At 64.0% G+C, this 24,394-nt stretch carries 24 protein-coding genes and 1 pseudogene; 8 read left to right on the top strand and 17 right to left on the bottom strand.

Annotated features, from left to right (window positions below):
- The first annotated feature begins 45 nt into the window (after nucleotides 1-45).
- Complete coding sequence (locus PSEMO_RS26855; RefSeq protein ID WP_075805923.1) at nucleotides 46-1,359, top strand: ATP-binding protein; 1,314 nt, start codon at nucleotides 46-48, stop codon at nucleotides 1,357-1,359.
- On the opposite strand, the gene rimK is transcribed toward PSEMO_RS26855, so the two are convergent.
- Together rimK and rimB are read right to left on the bottom strand one after the other, a co-directional pair.
- Nucleotides 1,356-2,261: a 30S ribosomal protein S6--L-glutamate ligase gene (gene rimK, locus PSEMO_RS26850; protein ID WP_009400116.1), complete on the bottom strand. Its 906-nt coding sequence runs from the start codon at nucleotides 2,259-2,261 to the stop codon at nucleotides 1,356-1,358. The genes PSEMO_RS26855 and rimK overlap by 4 nt on opposite strands.
- Nucleotides 2,258-2,740, bottom strand: a complete 483-nt coding sequence (gene rimB, locus PSEMO_RS26845; protein ID WP_075806007.1) for a retropepsin-like aspartic endopeptidase RimB — start codon at nucleotides 2,738-2,740, stop codon at nucleotides 2,258-2,260. The genes rimK and rimB overlap by 4 nt, the downstream gene beginning before the upstream one ends.
- A 108-nt stretch (nucleotides 2,741-2,848) precedes the next feature.
- On the opposite strand from rimB, the gene PSEMO_RS26840 reads away from it, so the two are divergent.
- A complete protein-coding gene (locus tag PSEMO_RS26840; protein ID WP_075805922.1) occupies nucleotides 2,849-3,247 on the top strand; it encodes an RNA-binding S4 domain-containing protein in 399 nt (132 codons plus the stop codon).
- Here PSEMO_RS26840 and PSEMO_RS26835 read toward each other — a convergent pair.
- The gene (locus PSEMO_RS26835) at nucleotides 3,238-4,041 is read right to left on the bottom strand and encodes a phosphatase PAP2 family protein (RefSeq protein WP_075805921.1); all 804 of its coding nucleotides are present in this window, start codon (nucleotides 4,039-4,041) and stop codon (nucleotides 3,238-3,240) included. The genes PSEMO_RS26840 and PSEMO_RS26835 overlap by 10 nt on opposite strands.
- Before the next feature lie 104 nt (nucleotides 4,042-4,145).
- Between PSEMO_RS26835 and hslO the strand changes: the two genes are divergently transcribed.
- From hslO to PSEMO_RS26815, 3 genes are all read left to right on the top strand, one after another.
- Entirely contained in the window at nucleotides 4,146-5,048 is a 903-nt protein-coding gene (gene hslO / locus PSEMO_RS26830) for an Hsp33 family molecular chaperone HslO (RefSeq protein ID WP_075805920.1), read from the top strand.
- A 180-nt stretch (nucleotides 5,049-5,228) separates the two neighbouring features.
- Nucleotides 5,229-6,770 carry a phosphoenolpyruvate carboxykinase gene (locus PSEMO_RS26825; protein ID WP_075805919.1) on the top strand — a complete coding sequence of 514 codons (1,542 nt, stop codon included), beginning with the start codon at nucleotides 5,229-5,231 and terminating at the stop codon, nucleotides 6,768-6,770.
- 603 nt (nucleotides 6,771-7,373) lie between these two features.
- A complete protein-coding gene (locus PSEMO_RS26815; protein WP_075805917.1) occupies nucleotides 7,374-7,799 on the top strand; it encodes an acyl-CoA thioesterase in 426 nt (141 codons plus the stop codon).
- A 6-nt stretch (nucleotides 7,800-7,805) separates the two neighbouring features.
- On the opposite strand, the gene PSEMO_RS26810 is transcribed toward PSEMO_RS26815, so the two are convergent.
- The 10 genes from PSEMO_RS26810 to PSEMO_RS26765 form a co-directional block, all read right to left on the bottom strand.
- Nucleotides 7,806-8,462, bottom strand: a complete 657-nt coding sequence (locus PSEMO_RS26810) for a response regulator (protein ID WP_075805916.1) — start codon at nucleotides 8,460-8,462, stop codon at nucleotides 7,806-7,808.
- Nucleotides 8,463-8,516: 54 nt separating this feature from the next.
- Nucleotides 8,517-9,584, bottom strand: a complete 1,068-nt coding sequence (locus PSEMO_RS26805; protein ID WP_075805915.1) for a protein-glutamate methylesterase/protein-glutamine glutaminase — start codon at nucleotides 9,582-9,584, stop codon at nucleotides 8,517-8,519.
- Nucleotides 9,581-10,393, bottom strand: a complete 813-nt coding sequence (locus PSEMO_RS26800; RefSeq protein ID WP_075805914.1) for a CheR family methyltransferase — start codon at nucleotides 10,391-10,393, stop codon at nucleotides 9,581-9,583. The genes PSEMO_RS26805 and PSEMO_RS26800 overlap by 4 nt, the downstream gene beginning before the upstream one ends.
- Nucleotide 10,394: 1 nt before the next feature.
- Nucleotides 10,395-10,898, bottom strand: a complete 504-nt coding sequence (locus PSEMO_RS26795; RefSeq protein ID WP_075805913.1) for a chemotaxis protein CheW — start codon at nucleotides 10,896-10,898, stop codon at nucleotides 10,395-10,397.
- A gap of 11 nt (nucleotides 10,899-10,909) precedes the next feature.
- Complete coding sequence (locus PSEMO_RS34500; protein WP_075805912.1) at nucleotides 10,910-12,529, bottom strand: methyl-accepting chemotaxis protein; 1,620 nt, start codon at nucleotides 12,527-12,529, stop codon at nucleotides 10,910-10,912.
- Nucleotides 12,520-14,559, bottom strand: a complete 2,040-nt coding sequence (locus tag PSEMO_RS26785) for a chemotaxis protein CheA (protein ID WP_075805911.1) — start codon at nucleotides 14,557-14,559, stop codon at nucleotides 12,520-12,522. The genes PSEMO_RS34500 and PSEMO_RS26785 overlap by 10 nt, the downstream gene beginning before the upstream one ends.
- A gap of 3 nt (nucleotides 14,560-14,562) precedes the next feature.
- Nucleotides 14,563-14,871 (bottom strand): STAS domain-containing protein, encoded by a 309-nt coding sequence (locus PSEMO_RS26780; protein WP_075805910.1) that lies wholly within the window; start codon nucleotides 14,869-14,871, stop codon nucleotides 14,563-14,565.
- Nucleotides 14,871-15,236 carry a response regulator gene (locus PSEMO_RS26775; protein ID WP_075805909.1) on the bottom strand — a complete coding sequence of 122 codons (366 nt, stop codon included), beginning with the start codon at nucleotides 15,234-15,236 and terminating at the stop codon, nucleotides 14,871-14,873. Before PSEMO_RS26775 ends, PSEMO_RS26780 begins: the two co-directional genes overlap by 1 nt.
- Before the next feature lie 18 nt (nucleotides 15,237-15,254).
- Nucleotides 15,255-16,289, bottom strand: coding sequence for a methyl-accepting chemotaxis protein (locus PSEMO_RS26770; protein ID WP_081430339.1), 1,035 nt, complete (start codon nucleotides 16,287-16,289; stop codon nucleotides 15,255-15,257).
- A gap of 390 nt (nucleotides 16,290-16,679) precedes the next feature.
- Entirely contained in the window at nucleotides 16,680-17,153 is a 474-nt protein-coding gene (locus tag PSEMO_RS26765) for a YMGG-like glycine zipper-containing protein (protein WP_075805907.1), read from the bottom strand.
- Between the two features lie 360 nt (nucleotides 17,154-17,513).
- Here PSEMO_RS26765 and PSEMO_RS26760 point away from each other — a divergent pair.
- From PSEMO_RS26760 to PSEMO_RS26750, 3 genes and pseudogenes are all read left to right on the top strand, one after another.
- Nucleotides 17,514-18,003 (top strand): annotated as a pseudogene (locus PSEMO_RS26760) (MarR family transcriptional regulator); the annotation flags it as partial.
- A 75-nt stretch (nucleotides 18,004-18,078) separates the two neighbouring features.
- A complete protein-coding gene (locus PSEMO_RS26755; protein ID WP_075805906.1) occupies nucleotides 18,079-18,435 on the top strand; it encodes a type II toxin-antitoxin system RelE/ParE family toxin in 357 nt (118 codons plus the stop codon).
- Nucleotides 18,432-18,731 carry an XRE family transcriptional regulator gene (locus PSEMO_RS26750; RefSeq protein ID WP_075805905.1) on the top strand — a complete coding sequence of 100 codons (300 nt, stop codon included), beginning with the start codon at nucleotides 18,432-18,434 and terminating at the stop codon, nucleotides 18,729-18,731. Before PSEMO_RS26755 ends, PSEMO_RS26750 begins: the two co-directional genes overlap by 4 nt.
- 65 nt (nucleotides 18,732-18,796) lie before the next feature.
- Here PSEMO_RS26750 and PSEMO_RS26745 read toward each other — a convergent pair whose 3' ends face one another.
- From PSEMO_RS26745 to PSEMO_RS26730, 4 genes are read right to left on the bottom strand one after another with little or no spacing between them, the layout of a single operon-like run.
- Complete coding sequence (locus PSEMO_RS26745) at nucleotides 18,797-19,720, bottom strand: sulfonate ABC transporter substrate-binding protein (protein WP_075805904.1); 924 nt, start codon at nucleotides 19,718-19,720, stop codon at nucleotides 18,797-18,799.
- Nucleotides 19,721-19,723: 3 nt separating this feature from the next.
- Nucleotides 19,724-20,761, bottom strand: coding sequence for an L-glyceraldehyde 3-phosphate reductase (mgrA, locus tag PSEMO_RS26740; protein WP_075805903.1), 1,038 nt, complete (start codon nucleotides 20,759-20,761; stop codon nucleotides 19,724-19,726).
- An 11-nt stretch (nucleotides 20,762-20,772) separates the two neighbouring features.
- Nucleotides 20,773-22,104, bottom strand: a complete 1,332-nt coding sequence (locus tag PSEMO_RS26735) for an LLM class flavin-dependent oxidoreductase (protein WP_075805902.1) — start codon at nucleotides 22,102-22,104, stop codon at nucleotides 20,773-20,775.
- A 1-nt stretch (nucleotide 22,105) separates the two neighbouring features.
- Nucleotides 22,106-24,256 (bottom strand): TonB-dependent receptor, encoded by a 2,151-nt coding sequence (locus PSEMO_RS26730; protein WP_256721226.1) that lies wholly within the window; start codon nucleotides 24,254-24,256, stop codon nucleotides 22,106-22,108.
- Between the last annotated feature and the right edge of the window lie 138 nt (nucleotides 24,257-24,394).

Genomic DNA, 24,394 nt, shown 5'->3' with positions numbered 1-24,394 from the left:
GCCCGCGAGCCGCGCTCGTACCTGCCTAGTGTGTAGCCGTCGTCCATGAAAACGCCGCTGTGGTTCCCGCAAAGCTTCTTCGCCCGCACCTTGTGGCTGGTGCTGATCGTCGTCCTGTTTTCCAAGGCGCTGACCCTGGTCTACCTGCTGATGAACGAGGACGTGCTGGTCGATCGCCAGTACAGTCACGGCGTGGCCCTGACCCTGCGGGCCTACTGGGCCACGGACGAGGAGAACCGCGACAAGGTGGCCGAGGCCGCCGGGCTGATCCGCGTCACCGGCAACGGCGTGCCCGAGGGCGAGCAGCACTGGCCCTACAGCGAGATCTACCAGCGGCAGATGCAAGCGGAGCTGGGCGAGGACACCGAGGTCCGCCTGCGCGTGCATTCGCCGCCGGCGCTCTGGGTCCGGGCGCCGAGCCTGGGCGATGACTGGATGAAGGTCCCGCTCTACCCTCACCCGCTGCGCGGCCAGAAGATCTGGAACGTGCTCGGCTGGTTCCTCGCCATCGGCCTGCTGTCCACCGCGTCCGCCTGGATCTTCGTGCGCCAGCTCAGCCAGCCGCTCAAACGCCTGGTGTTCGCCGCCCGGCAACTGGGCCAGGGCCGCAGCGTGCGCCTGCCGATCAGCGATACCCCGAGCGAGATGACCGAGGTCTACCGCGCCTTCAACCAGATGGCCGAGGACGTCGAACAAGCCGGGCGCGAGCGCGAGCTGATGCTGGCCGGGGTCTCCCACGACCTGCGCACGCCGCTGACGCGCTTGCGCCTGTCCTTGTCGATGCTGCCCAGCGAGAGCGACCTGACCGACGACATGGTCCGCGATATCGAGGACATGGACGCGATCCTCGACCAGTTCCTCGCCTTTATCCGCGACGGCCGCGACGAGCCGGTCGAGGAAGTCGACCTGAGCGACCTGGTGCGCGAGGTGGTCGCGCCGTTCAACCAGCCGAAGGAACAGGTGCGCCTGTGCCTGGAGCCGATCCCGCCCTTCCCGCTGCGGCGTGTTTCGATCAAGCGCCTGCTCAACAACCTGATCGGCAATGCCCTGAACCACGCCGGCAAGGGTGTGGAAGTGGCGGCCTACGTGTCGGGTGACGCGAATGCGCCGTACGTGGTGCTGAGCGTGCTGGACCGTGGCGCGGGCATCGACCCGGCCGAGCTGGAGGCGATCTTCAACCCGTTCATTCGCGGCGACAAGGCCAGGGGCGGCAAGGGCACCGGCCTGGGCCTGGCGATCGTGCGGCGGATCGCGGCCCAGCATGGCGGCAACGTGGAGTTGCGCAACCGTTCCGGTGGCGGTATCGAAGCGCGGGTGCGGCTGCCACTGGGGCTGCTGCTCCCGCGCGACGCGGTTTAACCCTTCCCTTTTGTGCGGGTCTGATTGGGCCCGCCGTTTTTTTCCAGATGCTCGATGATCATCCCGGCCACGTCCTTGCCGGTGGTGACCTCGATGCCTTCCAGACCCGGTGACGAGTTCACCTCCATCACCAGCGGGCCGTGGTTGGAGCGCAGGATATCCACGCCCGCGACGCTCAGGCCCATGACCTTGGCCGCGCGGATCGCGGTCATGCGTTCTTCCGGGGTGACCTTGATCAGGCTGGCGGTGCCGCCCCGGTGCAGGTTGGAACGGAACTCCCCCGGCTTGGCCTGGCGCTTCATCGAGGCGATGACCTTGTCGCCGACCACGAAGCAGCGGATATCGGCGCCGCCGGCTTCCTTGATGTACTCCTGGACCATGATGTTCTGCTTCAGGCCCATGAACGCCTCGATCACCGATTCGGCGGCCTTGGTCGTTTCGCACAGCACCACGCCGATGCCCTGGGTGCCTTCCAGCACCTTGATCACCAGCGGGGCGCCGTTGACCATCTGGATCAGGTCGGGAATGTCGTCCGGCGAGTGGGCGAAGCCGGTCACCGGCAGGCCGATGCCACGGCGCGACAGCAGTTGCAGCGAGCGCAGCTTGTCCCGCGAACGGGCGATGGCCACGGACTCGTTGAGCGGATACACGCCCATCATCTCGAACTGGCGCAGCACGGCGCAGCCATAGAACGTCACCGAGGCGCCGATGCGCGGAATCACCGCATCGAAGCCTTCCAGCGGCTTGCCGCGGTAGTGGATCTGCGGCTTGTGGCTGGCGATGTTCATGTAGGCACGCAAGGTATCGATCACAACCACTTCATGGCCCCGTTGCGTACCGGCTTCGACCAGACGACGGGTGGAATACAGACGCGGGTTACGCGACAGCACAGCGATCTTCATGCAGCACCTGTGGAGGGGGTAATGGTCGCCGGGAACACCGGCTTGTCCTGTACATATTTCAGCCCCGGGTTGACCACCAGTTGGCCATGCACCAGGGCTTTGGAACCTAAAAGGAGTCGGTAGCGCATGGCCTTGCGACAGGCCAGGGTGAACTCTACTTCCCAGACCCTGTCGCCCAGCGCAAGTGCCGTTCGGATGACGTAACGCACCTGGGCGTGGCCGTTGGAGCTCTTGATGGTCTTCATCGCCACCAGCGGCGCTTCGCAGCGACGATGGCGCAACTGCACCACCGAGCCCAGGTGAGCGTTGAAGCGCACCCAGCGCTCGCCGTCGCGCATGAACGGCTCGACCTCGGTGGCGTGCAGGCTGGAGGTGCTGGCACCGGTGTCGATCTTGGCGCGCAGGCCGGCCAGGCCGAGGTCGGGCAAGGCCACCCACTCGCGCAAACCGATAACGCTCAGATGATCAAATGTCTTCACGATGGGCAACCCGGGAAAATTCGGTGAACTGTAAGCAGGCAGCGGACTTTTTGCATCCGTCAGTTACGGTAGTACAGTTCCATGACCGCTAATGATCGGAGCTGTGTCATGGCTTATCAGGAAGACGACGACAAGGTTCGTCTGGACAAATGGCTCTGGGCCGCGCGTTTCTACAAGACCCGCGCCCTGGCCAAGGCCGCCATCGAGAGCGGCAAGGTGCATTGCCGTGGCGAACGTTGCAAGCCCGGCAAGGAACCGCGCATCGGCGACGAGTTCGTCCTGCGTACCGGTTTCGACGAGAAGACCGTGGTGGTCAAGGCGCTGTCCATCGTGCGCAAGGGCGCGCCGGAGGCACAGACGCTGTATGAGGAAACCGAGGAGAGTATCCGCCGCCGTGAACAGGCGGCGGAGTTGCGCAAGGCGGGCGCGCTGGGCGTCACCACCGATGGTCGGCCGACCAAGAAGCAGCGTCGGCAGATCCATCAGTTCCAGGGCAGTTACGACTGAGGGCTGACCACGCTCAACTGGCGGATCAGCGGCAGGCGGGCCGCCAGGGAGAACAGCGGCGCCGTCCAGCGCAGCAGCGCGGCGCTGGCCCTGGCGGCCAGCGGCGTGTAGCAGCTCCAACCCAGGGCCAGCACGGCCATCAGCAGGCCGCCGATATAGTCGTCCTGACCCCAGTGCGCCCCCGCCACCAGGCGCGGCAGCATGAACAGCACGGCCAGGCCCCAGACCACCAGGTTCTGCCACAGGCCGCGGGTGAACAGGGTCATGAACAGCGCCCAGACCAGCAGCACCGAGGCGTGGTCGCCGGGGAAACTCTTGCTTGAACGGTCCTTCAGTTCCCAGCTCTTCTCCAGGTGCGGGTAGATATCGCTGAGGCGAATGGCATCGCTGAACACCATGGACGGGCTGTGATGTTGCCAGCCGGCAGCGTCCACCCACTTGGAAAACAGCGCGCGAACCACCACTAAGAGGAGCAGGGTGACGAAAAAGCCGAAGAAGGCTTCGCGCACCTGGTGCGCCTTGAACACCCAATTGCCACGGATCAGCAAGGCCAGCAGGATCAGGCCGACCACGATATCGAAGGGACGCAGGCTGCCGAGGGTCCAGATATAGCGCCAGGCGGTGCTATCGGCCAGCGGTGCGTTGAGGCTGTGGAACAGCCACTCGTCGAAAGTCAGGCAGAGGATCTGGCCAAAAGGCCATAACCAGAAACACAGTAGAGCGATGGGTAGCAGCGTGCAGGCTGCCAATGGGCCCCATGACCACCTCGCTTGGAACAGTGGTCGATTGTCCATAAGATACCTCTCCAGATCACAACGCGAGCGCCTTCAGGGCGCTCTGCCACAGGGTTCGAAACCCCTGTAATCATTTTGTCACAATTTCAAACAGCAGATTTCCCATGAGCGACTTGCCAGACACCGACTTCACCCAACGTTTCATCTTCGACGAGCGCGACGTGCGCGGTGAACTCGTCAGCCTTGAAAGCAGCTATGCCCGCGTGCTGGAAAAGCACCCCTACCCGCAGCCGGTCGCGCAACTGCTGGGCGAGCTGATGGCCGCCGCCGCGCTGCTGGTAGGCACCCTCAAGTTCGATGGCCTGCTGATTCTCCAGGCGCGTTCCGAGGGCCCGGTGCCGCTGCTGATGGTCGAGTGCTCCAGCGAGCGCGAGATCCGCGGCATCGCCCGCTATGACGGCGAGGCGATCAGCGCCGATGCCGGCCTGCGCGAACTGATGCCCAACGGCATGCTGGCGCTGACCATCGACCCGCGTAAGGGCCAGCGCTACCAGGGCATCGTCGAACTGGACGGTGCCGACCTGGCCGAGTCCTTCACCAACTACTTCGTCATGTCCGAGCAGCTGGGCACCCGTTTCTGGTTCAGCGCCGACGGCGCCCGCGCCCGCGGCATGCTCCTGCAGCAACTGCCGGTGGACCGCCAGCCGGATGCCGACGAGCGCGCCGACAGTTGGGGCCATGTGCAGGCCATCGCCAACACCCTGACCCGCGACGAACAGCTCGAACTGGACAGCGAAACCCTGCTGCACCGCCTCTACCACGAAGACGCCGTGCGCCTGTTCGACATCCAGCCGCTGCAGTTCCGTTGCAGCTGCTCGCGCGAGCGTTCCGGCAACGCCCTGGTCAGCCTCGGCCTGGACGACGCACGCCAACTGGTGACCGAACACGGCGGCCAGGTGGAGATCGATTGCCAGTTCTGCAACGAGCGCTATCGCTTCGATGCGACCGATGTGGAGCAACTGTTCGCTGGTGGTGGCGTGGACGCGCCGTCAGATACTCGTCACTGAAACGTTTCTGCTCAGGGAATTCTCCTGTCGAATGCGCTTAAGACGCAGTTCTGACAGGAGGGCCCTACTTTTTTTGGGCGTTTCTGGCATAATCCGGCCACTTTTTTCGCTGTAGTTGTTCGTAGAGATCTACTACAAAACGTTTGGAGCACTCGGCCACCGGGCCGGATGGGGAATCTCATGTCGCAAGCCAACAACACCGTGTACACCGATCTGAGCGTCGACGAGCTGGTTAAAGAAGCACTGTCCCGCGGTGAAGGCGAGCTGGCCGACACTGGCGCGCTGGTCGTGAAAACCGGTCACCGTACCGGTCGTTCGCCAGTTGACCGTTTCATCGTCGAAGAGCCGAGCACCCAGGACGCCATCGCCTGGGGCCCGATCAACCGCAAATTCCCCGCCGACAAGTTCGACGCCCTGTGGGCCCGTGTCGAGGCGTTCAACAACGCCCAGGAACACTTCGTTTCCCACGTCCACGTAGGTGCTGCCGAAGACCACTACCTGGCCGTCAAGATGACCACCCAGACTGCCTGGCAGAACCTGTTCGGCCGTTGCCTGTTCATCAACCCGGCCCAGTACAACCCGGCTGGCCGCCAGGAATGGCAAGTGCTGAACGTCGCCAACTTCGAGTGCGTGCCTGAGCGTGACGGCACCAACTCCGACGGTTGCGTGATCCTCAACTTCGCCCAGAAGAAGGTCCTGATCGCGGGCATGCGCTATGCCGGCGAAATGAAGAAAGCCATGTTCTCGGTGCAGAACTTCCTGCTGCCGGCTGCCGACGTGCTGCCGATGCACTGCGCTGCCAACATCGGCGAAGAAGGCGACGTGACCCTGTTCTTCGGTCTGTCGGGCACCGGCAAGACCACCCTGTCGGCTGACGAAAGCCGTTACCTGATCGGTGACGACGAGCACGGCTGGGGCGAAGGCGTTGTCTTCAACATCGAAGGCGGCTGCTACGCCAAGTGCATCGACCTGTCGGAGAAGAACGAGCCGGTCATCTGGAAAGCCATCAAGCACGGCGCAGTGCTGGAAAACGTTGTCCTGGACGACGCCAAGCACGCCGACTACGCCGATGGCAGCCTGACCCAGAACAGCCGCGCCGCGTACCCGCTGGAGCACGTCGAGAAGCGTTCCGAGAAGAACCTGGGCGGCGAGCCTAACGCGGTCATCTTCCTGACCTGCGACCTGACCGGCGTACTGCCACCTGTGTCGATCCTGAACAACGAGCAGGCGGCCTACCACTTCCTGTCCGGCTACACCGCGCTGGTCGGTTCCACCGAAATGGGTTCGGGCGGCGGCATCAAGTCGACCTTCTCCACCTGCTTCGGCGCACCGTTCTTCCCGCGTCCGGCTGGCGAATACGCTGAACTGCTGATCAAGCGCATCAAGGGCTTCGGCTCCAAGGTCTACCTGGTCAACACTGGCTGGACCGGTGGTGGCTACGGCGTCGGCAAGCGCTTCAGCATCCCGACCACCCGTGCGGTGATCGCAGCGATCCAGAGCGGCGCGCTGATCGGCGCCGAGACCGAGCACCTGGGCATCATCAACCTGGACGTGCCGAAGGCCGTTCCGGGCGTCGATACCGAACTGCTGAACCCGCGCACCACCTGGGCTGACCAGGCTGCCTACGACGAAGCAGCGAAAGGCCTGGCCTCGCTGTTCATCGAAAACTTCAAGAAGTTCGAAGTTTCCGACGCGATCAAGGCTGCCGGCCCTCAGCTGTAAGCTGACAGGCGCTGCGTAAAAAGCCCCGGTTCGAAAGAACCGGGGCTTTTTTGTGGGCGTCTACAAGAGCCAAACGACGCTCGGTCAACTGTGGGGGCGGGTTTACCCGCAATTACGTCGGTGAATTCACCACCGCTATCGCTGGCAAGCCAGCTCCCACAGGGTCCAGCGGCGTTCGCAAAATTCCGGCTCGGCTCGGTCAACTGTGGGAGCTGGCTTGCCAGCGATTACGTCGGTGAATCCACTACTGCAATCGCGGGTGAACCCGCTCCCACAGGGTCCAGCGGCGTTCGCAGAATTCCGGCTCGGCTCGGTCAACTGTGGGAGCGGGTTTACCCGCGATGGCGCCGGTGAACTCACCACCGCTATCGCTGGCAAGCCAGCTCCCACAGGGTTTTGCGGCGTTCGCAAAATTCCGGCCCGGCTCGATCAACTGTGGGAGCGGGTTTACCCGCGATTGCGTCGGTGAACTCACCACTGCTATTGCTGACAAGCCAGCGATAGCGGTGGTGAGCCCACACCCAATCCCACAGGGTCCGTATCAGGCTGGCGATCCATGACGAAATCCTTCAGCATCCGACCCTCCCCCTCCGGAAAACGCCCATGTCCGAAGACCTGCAGATCACCCACTTCCCCCACGCCGGCTTTATCTCCACCCGCTGGCAGGACGCCGATCTCAACGGCCAGATCACCAGCGCGGCGGTCTATGGCTTTTTCGATACGGTGATCCAGGCCTGGCTCGCCAGCCATGGCCAGATCGATCCGCAGGAAGGCGAGGTGGTGGCGTTCGTGGTGAGTTCGTCCTGCGATTTCTACGCATCGGCAGCCTTCACCGATATGCTGCAGGTGGGCCTGCGGGTCGAGCGCTTCGCCGGGAGTACCGTGGAGTACGAGGTGGCGCTGTTCGATATGAGCGGCCAGCAACTGCATGCCCTGGGCCGGGTGGTGCAGGTGTTCATCGAACGCAGTACCGGCCAGCCGGCGACCTTCCCGCATCACCTCGAAGCGGCGCTGTCTGCACTGAGCTGACAGCGCTCAGTCGTTGAGCCGGATGATCCCTTCACGCACCGCGAACAGCACCAGCCCCGGCACATCATGAATCTGCAGGCGGTGCATGATCTGCGAGCGATGGGCCTCGACCGTCTTCACGCTCAGCCCCAGGCCATCGGCAATCGAGCGGGTCGATTCACCCCGGGCGATCAAGCGCAAAATTTCCATCTGCCGCGCCGTCAATTGCATCGCTGCACTGGCCTGGGGTTTGCGCCGGTTCTGCTTGACCGCCTGGCCGATCACCAACGGCAGTACCGCCGACGACAGGTACTGCCCGCCCCCGCGCAACGACTGCAAGGCCAGCTCCAGCTCCTGCACCGTCGCACTTTTCAGCAGGAAACCATGGGCCCCCTGCTGCAGGCAGTGCATGACGAACTCCAGCTCCGAGCGCGACGACAGCATCAGCACCGTGCAGGCCGGCACCCGCAGGTACAGCTCGCGCAGCAGCTCTTCACCGGCCATGGTGCCGAGGGCGATGTCGAGCACGATGATGTCGGGTTTGAGGGTTTCGGCCAGCTCCACGGTGGTCACCGTGTCGCCCGCCTCGCCTACGACGGCATAGTCTTGTTTTTGTTCGAGCAACGCTCGCAAACCTGCACGAAACAGGGGCGAGTCGTCGGCTATCAGTAAACGGCAAAGCATAGGTTCGAGCCTGTGTCGCGCGCAGGGCGGCAATGGAGGGTGATACGGGAATGCTTAGCCATTGCGCGCACTGATACCGAACTGGTTGATCAGCACCGGCATGCGCGCAAGCGGCTCGATGGTCTGGGCCGCGCCGAGGCGAATGGCTTCCTTGGGCATGCCGAACACCACGCAACTGGCCTCGTCCTGGGCCACGGTGCTGGCACCCTGTTCGCGCATGGCCAGCAGGCCACGGGCTCCGTCGTCGCCCATGCCGGTCATGATGATGCCCAGGGCATTGCTGCCGGCATGGCGGGCGGCGGAACGAAACAGGACATCGACCGAGGGCTTGTGCCGGTTGACGGCGGGGCCGTCGAGCACTTCGACCAGGTAGTGCGCACCGCTGCGCTTGAGCTGCATGTGATAGCCACCGGGCGCCAGCAAGGCGAGCCCGGTGTGCACGCGATCCAGGTGCCTGGCCTCGCGCACTTCGATCTGACACAGGCCGTTGAGACGGCGTGCGAAGTCGGCGGTGAACTTCTCCGGCATGTGTTGAACGATCACCAGGCCGGGACAATCCCGCGGCAATTGCCGCAGGACGAACTCCAGTGCCTGGGTACCGCCGGTCGAGCAGCCAAGTGTAACGATTCGATCGGTGGTTTTGCGCAGCGCCGGGGCGGCCGCGAGGTCTTTTTTTTCCGTCGCGGGCAAGGCGTGGCGGGCCACTGGCCGGGTTTTCGCCGCTTCCTCGATGCAGCGCACCAGGTTGCCGGCGATATTCTCCAGGCTCTGCTTGAGACCCAGCTTGGCCTTGGTGAAAACACCGACTGCGCCAGCGGCCAGGGCCTCGACATTGAGGTCGTTGCCGGCCTCGGTCAGGGTCGAGCAGATGATGGTCGGCGTGGGTCGCTCGGCCATGATCTGGCGCAGGAAGGTCAGGCCGTCCATGCGCGGCATTTCCACGTCGAGCACCAGCACGTCGGGCCAGTCGCGGCGCATCTTGTCGATGGCGTAGAGCGGGTCGGCGGCCATGCCGACCACCTGGATGCCGGGGTGATTGCCGAGGTACTGCCCGAGCACCTGGCGCACCAGGGCCGAGTCGTCGACGATGAATACACGGATGGGCGTGGAACGCTCGATCATAAGCGCTCGAACACCGAAGGCCGCACCGGACGCAGCGGCAGGTTGAAGCCGTGGATGCTTTCGGCATGGCCGATGAACAGCAGGCCGCCCGGGCGCAGGCGCTCGACCAGATTGCGCACGATGCGCTGCTTCTGCTCGGTGTCGAAGTAGATCAGCAGGTTGCGCAGAAAGATCACATCGAACTGGCCAAGGCTTTCCGGCATCGGCTGGATCACGTTGATCTCGCGCAGTTGCACCTTGTTGCGCAGCCAGGCCTGCACGCGCATGCGCCCCTGCATGTCCTCGATCCCGCACAGGCAATGGCGATGCAGCCAGCCCTCGGGGAAATAGCGCGCCTGGGCCATGTCGTAGATGCCCTGCTCGGCGATCTCCAGCATGCTTTGGCTAAGGTCGCTGGCGAGGATCGACCAATCGTTGCCGCGCGCATGCTCAGCGGCGGTCATCGCCAGGCTGTAGGGTTCCTCCCCTGACGAACAGGCCGCGCTCCACAGGCGCAGCGGCCCGCCGCGCTTGCTCAGCCACTGGCCGAGGTACTCGAAGTGGGCGTATTCGCGGAAGAAGTAGGTTTCGTTGGTGGTCAGCAGGTCCACCACCAGGCGCCGCTCGCGGGCGTACTGGGGGTAGGCCAGGCACGCCAGGTACTCGTCGTAGTTGTCGATCTGCAGGTGGCGCAGGCGCTTGAGCAAGCGCCCGGCCACCAGCGAGCGCTTGTTGTTCGACAAATGGATGCCGGAGGCATCGCGCATCATCTGCTGCAACTGGCGAAAGTTCTGTTCACCGAGCACCGGCAACTTGGGCATCGCGGACATTTCAGTGGGCCTTTGCCGCCTGGCTGAGGTGACGGATATCGTCCAGCGACAGCACTTGCAGCATGTTGAGAATGATCAGGAACTCCTGGGCCTGCTGGGCCATGCCAGCGATGAAGTCCGAGCGGATCGCGGTGCCGAAGGCCGGCGCCGGCATGACCTGGCGCGGCTCGATCTCCAGCACTTCGTCGACCTCGTCGACCACCAGGCCAATGCGCTGCAGGCCATCGGCCAGGGCCAGCTCGATGATCACGATGCAGGTGCGCTTGCCCGGCTCGGTCAGGCTCATGCCGAAGCGCGCGGCCAGGTCGAGGACCGGCACCACGTTGCCGCGCAGGTTGATCACGCCGTGGATATAGGCCGGCATCATCGGTACCCGGGTGAGCTCGGTGTACTCGATGATCTCGCGTACCAGGGCGATGGGCAGCGCATACCCGGCCTCGCGCACGCGAAAGCTCAGGTGCTGGATGGCGTCGACTTGCGCCTCGATTCGTTGCGGCTGGCTCATGGGCACCTCGCTCAAGTGAAGCTGACGAACTGGCCTTCATCGATCAGCGCCTTGGACCCCGGACGGACCGGCGCCGGCAGGCTGTCGCCACGCGGACTGCGCACGGCGGTGCTGCCCTGTTCGAATCGGAAATAGCCGATCAGTTCCTGAAGCTGGCTGGCCTGGGCGTTCATTTCCTCGGCGGTGGCCGCCAGTTCCTCGGAGGCGGAGGCGTTCTGCTGGGTGATCTGGTTCATCTGGCCCATGGCGATATTGATCTGCCCGGCAGCGCTGCTTTGCTCCTGCGAAGCCGCGGTGATTTCCTGGACCAGGTCGGAGGTGCGCTGGATATTCGGGACGATTTCACCGAGCAACTGCCCGGCCTGTTCGGCCAGGCGCACGCTGCTCGAGGCCACCTGGCCGATCTCCTGGGCCGCCACCTGGCTGCGTTCGGCAAGCTTGCGCACTTCCGCCGCAACCACCGCGAAGCCCTTGCCGTGATCGCCGGCACGGGCCGCTTCGATCGCCGCGTTGAGGGCCAGCAGGTTGGTCTGGTAGGCGATGTCGTCGATGATGCCGATCTTGTCGGCGATCTGTTTCATCGCCAGCACCGTGTCGCCCACCGCGCCACCACCCTGCACCGCGTCGTTGGCCGCCTTGCCGGCGATGCCGTCGGTGATCTTGGCGCTTTCGGTGTTCTGCGCGATGGAGGCGGACATTTCTTCCACCGAGGCGCTGGTCTGCTCGACGCTGGCGGCCTGTTCGTTGGCCGCCTGGCTCAGGGACTGCGAAGTCGAGCTGACCTGCTCGGAAGCCGAGGACAGCGCGTCGGCCGAGCTGCGTACGTCACCGAGGATGCTGCGCAGGCGTTCGGTCATGTTCTGCATGGCGCCAAGCAGGCGACCGGTCTCGTCCTTGCGATCGACGACCAGGTCCTGGCTCAGGTCGCCGGCAGCCATGCGGTCCGCCGCCTGTACGGCGCCCGCCAGTGGGCGGGTGATGCTGCGGGTAACCAGCACGCCGACCAGCATGCCCATCAGCGTTGCGACCACCACCAGGACGATCATCTGGAAACGCGAGCTTTCAGCGATCGCGGTAATGTCGGCATTGGCTTCGCTGGCGCGGGCCTGCTTGCCGTCCGTGGCGATACCCAGCAGGCGGTCTACTTCGTTGGCGGCTGCGGTGTTGCGCGGCATCAGCTCCATGGCGGCGGTCATGCTCTGCAGGTCGCCGGACTGACGGTGGGTGTCGAGCATCAGGTTGGCGGCGGCGATGTACTCCTTCAGCGGGCCCTCGATGGCGTCGATCTGGGCCTTGCCATCCGCCGTCAGGAAGAACTGGCGGGCGTTGCCGACCAGCTCACGGGTCTTGTCCATGGCGGTGCGGGCAACGGCGGCCGATTCATCACGGTCGAGGACAGTGCTGGCCATCAGGCTGCGACGCACCGCACGGTTGGCCAGCAGCAGCTGGATATTGGCTTCCTGCAAGGTGGACAGGCCCACCACGTCCATGTCGTACATGCGGTCGGAGAGATCGTTGACCTGGCTGAGGTTGCGAATGCCGATGAAGCCGATGATCGCGGTCAGCGCCACCACCAGCAGAAAGCCCAGGGTCAGGCGCACGCCTATCTTCATGTTGCTGATCATTTGCATGGTGACTCTCCGAGCGGGCTAGGCAGATTCAAGGGGGTGGCCAAACGGGGTTCGCTTTCCGCACGTTGCTGCAACTGGCGGAACAGGCTGGGAATATCGAGGATCAGGGCGACCTGGCCGGAGCCGAGGATGGTCGAGCCGCTGATGCCGGACAGGTGCTGGAACATCTGCCCGAGGGGCTTGATCACGGTCTGCAGTTCGCCCAGCAGGTGCTCGACGATCAGCCCGGCCTGCTGCCGGCCCTGGCTGACGACGACTATGTTGCGCCGGGCCTTGGGATCGCCGCGCAGGCCGAAATGCCGACCCAGGTCGACGCTGGGCAGCGGCTTGCCGCGCAGGCTGAGGTGGCCGCTGGCATCGAGGGCGTCGGCGCGCTCTTCCATGCACTCGGTGACCATGTCCAGCGGGATCACGAAGTGATCGCCGCCGACGCTGACCAGGAAGCCGTCGATGATTGCCAGGGTCAGCGGCAGGCGGATGCGGAACGTGCAGCCCTGGCCCGGCACGGACTCGATCTCGATGATCCCGCGCAGTTCGTCGATGGCGCTGCGCACCACGTCCATGCCAACGCCGCGGCCGGACAGATTGGAGACCGCCTCGGCGGTGGAAAAGCCCGGTTCGAAGATCAGCAGGTGGATATCCTGCTCGCTGATCTGCGCGTCGGGGTCGAGCATGCCACGAGCGATGGCTTTTTCGCGGATGCGCTCGGTATTGAGGCCACGACCGTCGTCGCTCACTTCAAGAACGATCATCCCCGAGTCGTGGCAGGCGTTCAGGCGCAGGTTGCCCTGCTCCGGCTTGCCGGCGGCGCGGCGTTCTTCCGGCGGTTCGATACCGTGGTCGATGGCGTTGCGCACCAGGTGCACCAGCGGGTCGGCGATGCGATCGGTGAGGGTCTTGTCCAGTTCGGTCTCGCTGCCGGACAGGCTCAACTGGATCTGCTTGTTCAACCCCTGGCTGACATCACGGACCACGCGGTGGAAGCGGTTGAAGGTCTCGCCGATCTCCACCATGCGCAGCTTGAGGGCGCGTTCGCGGATCTGCTCGACGTGCTGCTGCACCGCCTGGACGCTCTCGATACAGGCCGTGGAGCCGCTGCGCAGCGATTGCATATGGGCACCGGCGGTGCTGATCACCAGCTCGCCGACCAGGTTGATCAGCTCGTCGAGCTTGTGTGCGGCGACCTTGACCATGGCGCTGCCGTTGCTGCCGTTGCGCGGCTCGTTAGCGGCGCTTGGAGCACTGACCGCAGGCGCTGGCGCCAACGTTTGCGTTTCGACGCTGGCGATCGCTGGCCCGGCTTCAGCGGCCTCCTCCTGCATCTGCAGACGCAGGGTGCAGAAGCCTTCGGCCAGGGCGAACACATCCAAAAGTTCCTCGCGGCTGGCGGCGCTGCGCAGGGTCAGTTCGTAACCCAGGTAGCAGGCTTCGGCGTCCAGACCGTGCAGGTCCGGCACCGCCCAGGCGAGGGTCTGCAAGGACTCGATACGGCCCAGCCGGTCCAGGTAGCGCAGGAAGCTGCTGGGCTCGAAGCCGTTGCGCAGCAGTTCGTTGTCGAAGCGGATCGACAGGAACCATTCGTTGATCTCGCCAGCGTCGTCGGTACGTTCCGTGACCACTTCGCCGCTCTCGGCCACCGCACCGCCAAGGGCCAGCAGCAGCTCGCTCTGGCGCGGCGTATGGGGTGCCAGGGTGCCGTGTTGCGGGTCGATGCTCTCGACCATGCCGTTGAGCTCGTCCATGCACTGCAACATCAGCGACACCAGCGGCGGGGTCAGCTGGCGCTGGCCGTCGCGCACGCCCATCAGCTGGTTTTCCAGCTGGTGGGCCAGGGACACCAGCGGTTCCAGGGAGAAGATCCCCGCCGAGCCCTTGAGCGTGTGTACCGCGCGGAACAGCGCGTTGATCACCTCGGCATCGTCGCTGCCCTGTTCCAGGCGCAGCAGGTTGTCCTCGGCTTCCTTGAGCAGGTCGCGGGCTTCCTCGAGGAAGCCTTCCAGCAGTTGCATCCACTGATCGCTATCGAACATGGCTCATTCCTCGCCGAGCGGATACAGGGATTCGAGGCGCAGCAACTCGACCAGGGCGCGGGCCTGCGGCGACAGGTCGAGCACCTGCGCGCCCTGCGCCAGGGTCTTCTGCAGCGACAGCAGCAGTTGCAGGCCGGCGCTGTCGATGTCCTCCAGGCCGCCGAGGTCCAGGGCCCACGGGCCCGGATCCTCGGCCAGCAAGGCCAGCAGGGTCTGCCGGGTGTCGCTCGCTTCGTAGATGGTCAGGTCGCCGTGCACGCTCAGCCGTGCAGGCGCCAGGTCGCTGGCCGGATGCAGCGTGACGGTGGCCATCAGCCGATCAGCTTTTCGACCGCCGCCAGCAGCTGCTGCGGCTGGAACGGCTTGACGATCCAGGCCTTGGCCCCGGCGGCCTGGCCTTCGGCTTTCTTCGATTGTTCGCTTTCGGTGGTGAGCATCATGATCGGGGTGAAGCGGTACGCGGACAGTTGCTTGACCTGCTTGACCAACCCGATGCCATCGAGGTTGGGCATGTTCACGTCGCTGATGATCAGGTTGATCTTCTGTCCGGTGAGCTTGGTCAGGGCGTCCTTGCCGTCACAGGCCTCGATGACCTGGTGACCGGCACCGGTGAGGCTGAGTTTGACCAGTTGGCGCATGGAAGCGGAGTCGTCGACGATCAGGATGGTCTTGGCCATGGCAGGGCACTCGGGGAGTTAGAAAAAGGTGACGTCGCTGGCGCTGGCGGCCTGGCTGTGGCCGGCGCGCTCCTCGCTGGTGGTGAAGCGCTCGCGCAGGCGTGCAAGCCAGGCCTGGGCATCGTGCAGGCGCTGGTCGCGGCGCTCGATGGCTTCGAGCAGTTGCTGCAGGTCGGTCTGAAGGTGGTCGAGCATCTGGTCGGCGCGGTCCTGGAACTGCAGGGCGACCATGACGGCATGGATATCGCCCTGGGTCGAGCGGGCGTTGTCCTGAAGGTTGCGCGAGGCGGCGTCGAGTGCGTCGAGGTTGCTGCCCAGGCCATTGATCACCTCGCCCAGCACCTGTTCCAGGCGGGCGAGGTTCTGCTGTTCTTCGGCGTTCAGTTCGTTGGCGGATTCGATGCTGGACTGGATCGCCTGGTTGATCTCGCCAACCTTGCTGTCCATCGACTGGCCGGTCTCTGCGGAGAGCCGCGAGAGCTTTCGCACTTCGTCGGCGACCACGGCGAAGCCGCGGCCGAAATCACCGGCACGGGCGGCCTCGATGGCGGCGTTGAGGGCCAGCAGGTTGGTCTGGCTGGCGATTTCCTGGACGTGGCGGGCCATCTGCTGCAACTCGCCGGTGTAGCCGCCGAGATGGCCGATGGTGGCGAGGAATTCCTGCTGGCGGCGGCTGCCGGCGGCGAAGGCTTCGGTCACGCCCAGCAGGCGCTGGTTGGCCTGGCGCAGGTTCTCGCCGAGGCCACCGCTGGTGAGGACGTCTTCACTCTGGTCGAGGCTGGCCTGGAGGCGCTGGCTGATATCGCTGAAGCGCCCGAGCAGGCCACCGATATTGTCGGCGAGCAGGCGGCGGCTTTGTTGCAGGCTGTCGCTCCAGGACGGCACGACGGCGGGCAGGAGTTTTTCCAGGGCGTGGGTTTCAGGCTCGACCGGCAGGTTGTGCGCGGTTTCGTGCGGCGCGGGCTCGGCAGCCTTGCGCGGGGCCAGGAACAGCACCGCAGCGACGATCAGCAGCAACCCGCCGATGTTCAGCCACTGCAGTCCGGAAAGCATCCCTGCGACGCACAGAACGACCCCAATCCCTATTCCTATGTGCATTCGCATCCCTTACGCCCACCGTCCTTCTGTGAAGGCTTCGCATGGTAGCGATAGTGATTTGACGTCAAAATCGGGACGCCCCTTAAGCCGACCGGGCAGTCACAAAAGTGGCGCGGCAAATCAATACGGGAGTGCGCTGACCAGTCCGACAGGAATGTCGACTGAAACGCTTTAGGCGCCGTGCACCGGGGGATTCCGGGGTGGATTAGGAGGAGGCGGGAAGCGTAGGAGGATGGCTTAAGCCAAAGGTGTGATGGCGTTTAGCTTGATAAGCGATTGGTTACAGGGAGTGTGGGGGCTTTCCCGCATTCCGTCCTCCGGGAGAACGGAATGCGGGGCGACGGGTCAGTGGCGCCAGTGACGCTTGTGCTTGCGATGGCCGTAGTGATGGCCACGGTCGTGGACATAGCGGCGGTCGTAGCCACGGCCGCGATCGCGGTAGCGGCGATCGTCGTCGTCGGCCTTGTTGCCCATGTAGTTGCCCAGCGCGCCGCCGGCGCCACCACCGGCGGCGGCGCCGATCAGGCTGCCGGTGTTGCCGCCCATGCTGCGGCCCACCACGTTGCCGCCGGCTGCGCCCAGGGCGCCACCGATGGCGGCTTCGCCGCGGCTGCGTTTGTCGGCGCCGACGGCACTACCGGCCGCGCCGCCGAGACCGGCGCCGATCGCCGAGCCGGTGCTGCCACCGATCGACTGGCCGACCACCGAGCCCAATACCCCACCCAATGCGCCGCCAATACCGGCTTCGGTGGTGCCGCCTGCGCTGGCAACGCCACTGAGCAGGCTGAGGGACAACAGAAGAATCGAGGAGTACTTCATACGAAAGCCTCAAAGGGATGACGCCGCGATCCTGCGTTGCGCGCATGAGGCTGACAATGGAAATCCGACGAGTAGCACGACTGTCACACATATTTCTAAGTTGTTGATTTTGCTGTGAAACTTATCGTGTTTTTGATGGTCTTAAGTTACTTGCGGGATGAGGCTCTGACGGTTGTCAGGGCCTTTTTTGTTGGGGCTGGCTGATCACTCTCGCGCAGAAATCGATCGCCGACATTGACCAGCAAAATCGTCCGCGAGACAAACGTCCACATTTCATGGAATGTGGACAGAGAGACTCGCATGAAAAGCCAGGACATCATGCTTCTTTTCAAACTGATCAGCGTTGAAGCGCCGGCTCCAACGGATCAGTACACGCTGCGCTCGCTCTCAGCCTCGCTTGGGCTGAGCAAAAGCGAGGTATCCAACGCATTGGCGCGTTGCCGCGAGGCTGGAATGTTGATGGACGACTTCATGACATCCCACCCCAGCGTCAACCGTCGCGCCCTCTTCCATATTGCAGAACATGCACTGAAATACTTTTTCCCGGTGAAAGCGGGCGCGATTGTTCGCGGCATTCCTACAGCGTTCTCCGCCCCTGCCCTGTCGACATCTCTGAAAAGCGCCGGCGAGCTGCTCCATGTGTGGCCCGACCCCGAGGGGTCTGAGCGCGGACAGGCAATCGAGCCGCTCTACAAAAACTGTTCCCATGGCCGTGAAACAGGATACGAAGCTATACCATTACCTCGCGCTGGTTGACGCAATCCGCGCGGGCGGGCCGCGAGAGGTTGGTGTTGCGGTTGCTCTTCTCAAGACGGGGATGGGGTTGGAGCAAGAAGTAGTGGCCGGTTAAGGCTGGCCTCCCTCGAATACGCTCACATGCAATTGCCTCATTGAAATATGCACCATTTTAGGTACACTTCTTCTCATGGCAGAGCAGCAGCTTGTGTTGGAAGCCAGCTTTTATCGCACGGATGCTGGCAACGAACCAGTTCGGGAATGGCTCACAGACCTTCCTCGCGACCAAAAGCGAATGATCGGCACAGAAATAAAGACTGTTCAAATCGGCTGGCCAATGGGGATGCCGATTGTCAGGAAGCTTGAAAAAGGACTCTGGGAAGTGAGGGTTAACCTGATCGATACGATCGCTCGCGTGCTCTTCACTGTCATCGGAAACCACATGGTTCTGCTCCATGGGTTCATCAAAAAGAGCCAGAAAACTCCAATGGCCGATCTGGATACTGCCAGGCAGCGCAAAGCATCTCTAGAGAGGAAAAACCTATGAACCCGCACATCGGCTCCAGTCTCGACGACTTCCTGGTAGAGCAGGATCTTGCAGAAGAGGTCTCCGCAGCGGCACTCAAACGGGTCATCGCCTGGCAACTGGCCGAAGCCATGAAGCTTCGCAAAGTGACCAAGAAAGCCCTGGCCGAGCGCATGCAGACCAGCCGAACCGCCGTCGACCGGGCATTGGACCAGAACGACCCAGGTATGACCTTGGCCACCCTTGCCAGTGCAGCCCGTGCCTTGGGTCAGAGGGTGGAGGTGCGATTGGTACCGGAAGAGTCCACTCACGATTGATCGAATGCGGACCTTGTGGCGGGTTCACCCGTCCCCACAAGGTACGCGGTGCTTTTCCAAGAGGCTTAGGGCAAAGCCTTCTTCACATCCAACCGCTTCGGCAACAGCCGGTTCTCATGGAACAGATCCGCCGTCGCCTGCTGCGCCGCGATCACCTCCTCAGTGATCGGCAACACCGGTGACGGCGGCCGGTTATCCACATAACTGGCGACCACCGCTTGCGGCAGCCCCATGGAGGCGCTGAGCACTTTCAGACTCTCCTCCCGGTCACTGCGAGTCAGGGCTTCCGCTGCCGTCAGCTCATCCAGCAGGTTGTGGATAAACTCACCATTCTCCGCTGCATAGGCCCGCCGCGCGGTGTAGATCGGCCCGGACAGCCCCAGCCCCTCCCCGTCCGCCAGCTTGCGGCTATGCCCTTCACTGAGGGCCAGCGAGACATAGGGATCCCACACCGCCCAGGCATCCACGCTGCCGTGCTCGAACGCCGCCCGGGCATCTGCCGGGCTGAGGTACACCGGCTGGATATCCTTGAACGCCAGGCCCGCCTTGTTCAGCGCCCGCAACACCAGGTTGTGCGAACTGGAGCCCTTTTGCAGCGCCACCTTGCGCCCCTTCAGATCCTCCACCTGCTTCAGCGCGCTGTCCTCGCGCACCAGAATCACCTCCGCCGACGGCTTGGCCGGCTCGGCGCCGATGTACACCAGGTCCGCCCCCGCCGCCTGGGCGAACAGCGGCGGGATATCACCCGTGGAGCCGACATCCAGGCTGCCGATGTTCAGTGCCTCCAGCATCTGCGGCCCGGCAGGAAACTCGATCCACTGCACCTTCGTCTGCCCGAAGCGCTTTTCCAGCAGCCCATGCTCCTTGGCCAGCACCAGGGCGATGGAGCCCTTCTGATAGCCGATCCGCAGTTGCTGCGGGTCAGCCACCGCCACCGTCGCCAGCCCCAGCAGGGCCAGGCCGGCGCCCAGCATTGCAATCACCTTCATGCGTCACTCCGCCAACGAGGGCTTTTCCCAGAGGTTGATACCGCCCTCGACCGCATGCCGGTCGATCAGCGCCAGCTCTTCGGCACTGAACACCAGGTTGTTCAGCGCACCGACGTTCTCGACGATCTGCTCCGGCCGGCTGGCACCGATCAGCGCCGAGGTCACCCGCGTGTCACGCAGCGTCCAGGCCAGCGCCAACTGGGCCAGGCTTTGTCCGCGAGCCTTGGCGATCTCGTTGAGTGCCCGGACATGCGCCAGGTTCGCCTCGGACAAGTGCGACGGCAGCAACGAACCACCACCCGGCTTGTTGACCCGCGCATCCTTGGGCACGCCATTCAGGTATTTGTCGGTCAGCAAGCCTTGCGCCAACGGCGTGAAGGCGATGACCCCGGCACCCAGCTCGTCGGTGACCTCGAGCAGGTCCTTTTCCACCCAGCGATTGAGCAGGTTGTAGGCCGGCTGGTGAATCAACAGCGGCACCTTCCACTCCTGCAGCAGCCGGGCGATTTCCCGGGTCTTGCTGCCGGAGTAGGACGAGATGCCGATGTACAGCGCCTTGCCCTGCTGCACCGCCGTGGCCAGGGCGCTGGCGGTTTCTTCCAGCGGGGTGTCCGGGTCGAAGCGGTGTGAATAAAAGATATCCACATAGTCCAACCCCAGCCGCGCCAGGCTCTGGTCGAGGCTGGCGAGGATGTATTTGCGCGAGCCGCCGCCCTGTCCGTATGGGCCCGGCCACATGTCCCAGCCGGCCTTGCTGGAGACGATCAGTTCATCCCGGTAGCCCTTGAAGTCCTCGCGCAGCAGGCGACCGAAGTTGCTCTCGGCGCTGCCATAGGGCGGGCCGTAGTTGTTGGCCAGGTCGAAGTGGTTGATGCCCAGGTCGAAGGCGGTGCGCAGCAAGGCACGCTGATCGCCCAGCGGCGTGCTGTCGCCAAAGTTGTGCCACAGGCCCAGGGACAGGGCCGGCAATACCAGGCCGCTGCGTCCGACGCGGCGGTAGGGCATGGCGGTGTAGCGGTTTTCCGCGGCAACGTAGGTCATTGGCGTGCTCCTCAAGAGAAATAGGGATTGTTCGGCCGGCTCAGGCCGAGGTGTTCGCGCAAGGTGGTGCCTTCATAGCGGGTGCGGAACAGACCGCGTCGCTGCAGCTCGGGCACCACATGGTTGGCCACGTCTTCCAGCCCGCCCGGCAGGTGCGGGACCAGCACATTGAAGCCGTCAGCAGCTTCGTTCTCGAACCATTCCTGCAACTGATCGGCGATCTGCGCCGGCGTGCCGATCAGGCTGTGATGCCCGCGACCGCCGGCAATACGCCGGCCAAGCTGGGCCAGATTGAGGTTTTCCCGTTCGGCCAGTTCGCTGAGCAGGCGCTGGCGGCTGCGCTGGCCGCTGTCGGTGAGCGGCAGTTCCGGCAACGGACCGTCCTGTGGATAACCCGACAGGTCGAAGTTGCCAAGCATCCGCCCGAGCAGGGCGATCCCCACCTCCGGCTCCACCAATTCCTGAAACACCGCGAACTTATCCTCGGCTTCGGCCTGGCTGGCGCCGGTGACGACGAACACCCCCGGCATGATCTTCAGCGCGTCGCGATCACGCCCGTAGGCCGCCAGCCGTCCCTTGAGATCGGCATAGAAGGCCTGGGCCGCCGCCAGCGAGGTCTGTGCCGTGAACACCACATCGGCAGTGCGCGCCGCCAGGTCCAGCCCGGCCGGCGACGAACCGGCCTGAACCACCACCGGGCGGCCTTGAGGGGTGCGGGCTACATTCAAAGGACCGCGCACTTTGAAGTGTTCGCCTTCATGATTGATCAATCGTACTGAATCAGGCTTGTAGTACGTACCGGATTTCTTGTCTCGAATGAAGGCATCATCGGCCCAACTGTCCCACAAGCCGACCACCACCTCATGAAACTCGCGGGCACGAACATAGCGTTCTGCGTGGCCTACGTGCTCGGCGAGGCCGAAATTAAGCGCTTCAGCGGCGGCATCGGACGTTACCAGGTTCCATCCCGCCCGCCCTCCTGACAGATGATCGAGCGAAGCAAATTTGCGTGCTACATGGTATGGCTCGTTGTACGTTGTAGTAGCTGTACCCACCAATCCGATGCGCTCCGTGACCCCGCTCAACGCCGAGAGCAACGTCAAGGGCTCGAAGTGGTCGGAACGGGCCATCCGGCTGGCAATTTCACCTTCGGCAGCGGCCACGCTGTCGGCCACGAACAACGCGTCGAAGCAGGCGTCTTCCGCGACCCGGGCGAGGTGTCGGTAGTGCTGGATATCCAGTCCGGCATTGGCCGGAACTTCAGGGTGACGCCAGGCGGCAACGTGATGTCCAGTTGCCATCAAAAAGGCGCCAAGGCTCATTTGCCGTGGGGTTTTGCTCATGTCAGAAGTCCTTGCGTAGCTGGATGCCGAAGTAACGTTCATCGTCCCGCGGCACGGCGCGGTAGATGTAGTTGCCCCCGGTGGCCAGGAGAGGTGAGTAGGATTTGTCCGCAAGGTTTTTGGCCAGCAGCGCCACGCGCCAGCCTTCGTTGTAGTCCGCCAGCGCGACGCTGGCATTCCAGATGCCATAGGCGCCCTGAACGGTGTCGGCATTCTGGGAAATGTCGTACTGCACTTTGCTCTGCCAGCTGAAGTCCGTGCCCAGCTCGATGTCCAGGCCGTTATCCAGCGGAATGCTGTAGTCGGCGCGGACATAGCTCTTCCAGTCCGGGCTGTACGGCAGCGGCTTGCCATTCACGTTGCACGAGGCCGCCGCGCCCGCCGGGCAGGCGAATTCGTCGATACGCGCCTTGGTGTAGGCCACGGCGCCGGAGAACTTCAGTTGCGAGGTGGCCTGCAGGGCGAAGTCCAGCTCGACGCCTTCGCTTTTCACGCTGCCGGCGTTGATCAGCCGGGTCACCACCTGGCCGGCGACGCTGTCGAAGAAGTTCGCCTGGTAGTTGTCGTACTCGGTGTGGAACACCGCCAGGTTGCTGGTCAGGCGGTTGTTCCACAGGCTGGCCTTGAGCCCGGCCTCCCAGCTGTTGGAGGTCTCCGGCTTGAGCGCCTCGGTGTCCCGCGGCTGCATGTTGAAGAACACGTTGTAGGCCGGGCCCTTGTAGCCGCGGGAGTAGGTCAGGTAGCTGGTGATGTCGTCGGTCAGGTCGTACTGCACGCCGAGACGCCCGGACCAGCCGTCCTCGTCCACCGAACCGGAGCTGCTGGTACCCGGCTGGATGCCATTGACCGCCGTTGCCGAGGTGGAGACGCGGCGGTGGTCGTATTCGAGGTCGTCGTGGGTCCAGCGCAGACCGGCGATACCACGGAAACGCTCGGTGAAGTTGAGGGTGCTTTCACCGAACACCGCGTAGCTGTCGTTGGTGGTGCTGTAGTCGGCGATGCCCTGCTGGGTCGCGGTGGTGGTGCGCAGGGTGCGGCGGTAGGTCTCTTCGTCCTTGCCGTGCATGTAGAACAGGCCGCCGACGTATTCGAGGAACTGGCCCTTGGGCGAAGCCAGGCGCAGTTCCTGGGAGTACTGGTTGTACTCCAGCTCGCCCTTGTCCTCGATGCCGGGGAAGGCGGCGCTGATGGTCGCCAGGCGATCGCCGTCCTGCCACTGGGTGTTGTCCCAGCCGCGCCAGGCGGTGATCGAGGTCAGGGTGTAGTCGCCGAGGTTCCAGTCGAGCTGGGCCGACAGGCCCTTGTTGGTGTCGTCCACATGGCTGCGGTAGTCGCTGACGATATCGCGGTTGTCGCTGTCGGCGCGGACCGGCGCCAGGGCGCTGGAGAATGCCGGCAGCAGGGACTTGCTGACCACGCCATTGGGGGCGTCGTCACGGGATTTCAGGTAGTCGGCGGCGAGGGTCAGACTGAGGTCGTCAGTGGGCGTGAACACCAGCTTGCCGCGCACGCCCTTGCGGTTGTAGCCGTTGACTTCCTGGCCGTTGGCCTTGTTATCCACATTGCCGTCGTAGCTGCCGAACAGGGTGGTGATGGAGCCCTTCAGGGTGTTAGGAACCAGGCTACCGCCGATGCCGAAACGGGTCCGGCTTTCATTGCCGCTGAAGTAGGACTGCTCGACGAAACCGTGAGTTTCTTCCGTCGGTGTGCGGGTGGTGATGTTCAGCACCCCGGCCGAGGCGTTCTTGCCGAACAGCGTGCCCTGCGGGCCGCGCAGGACTTCGAGGCGTTCGATATCCAGCAGGTCCAGGGTCGACTGGCCCGGGCGACCGAAGACCACGCCATCGATCACCGTCGCCACGGTCGGCTCGACGCCCGGGGAGGTGGAGATGGTGCCGACACCGCGAATGAACAGCGAAGTGTCCTTGTTCGATGCGCCGGTACGGAAATTCAGGCTCGGCACCTGCTGGACGATGCTCGCAACGCTATTGCGGTTCTCCCGCTCCAGTTGCTCGCCGTCCACCACCGAGACCGCGACCGGTACCTGTTGCAGCGAGGCTTCGCGGCGGGTGGCGGTGACGGTCACGGCCTTGAGGGTCGGGCTATCGCCCTGGGCAGCCGGAGCGGTATCGGCCGCCATCACTGGCGCCATCGGCAAGGTGCTCAGCGCAAGTGCGCCGAGGGTCAGGCGTTGACGGCGGATGGCCTGGGCCAAGGGAGAAGTCGTGGGGAAAAACGCGGCGCGGCTGTGCATGGTTTGCTACTCGAAGAATGCCCTATCCACCGCGAT

Origin of the sequence: Pseudomonas putida (assembly GCF_001941965.1) — a bacterium.
Taxonomy (GTDB): domain Bacteria; phylum Pseudomonadota; class Gammaproteobacteria; order Pseudomonadales; family Pseudomonadaceae; genus Aquipseudomonas; species Aquipseudomonas putida_L.
Note: the sequence above shows the minus strand (reverse complement) of the source record. Positions and strands in the feature narration are given on the sequence as shown.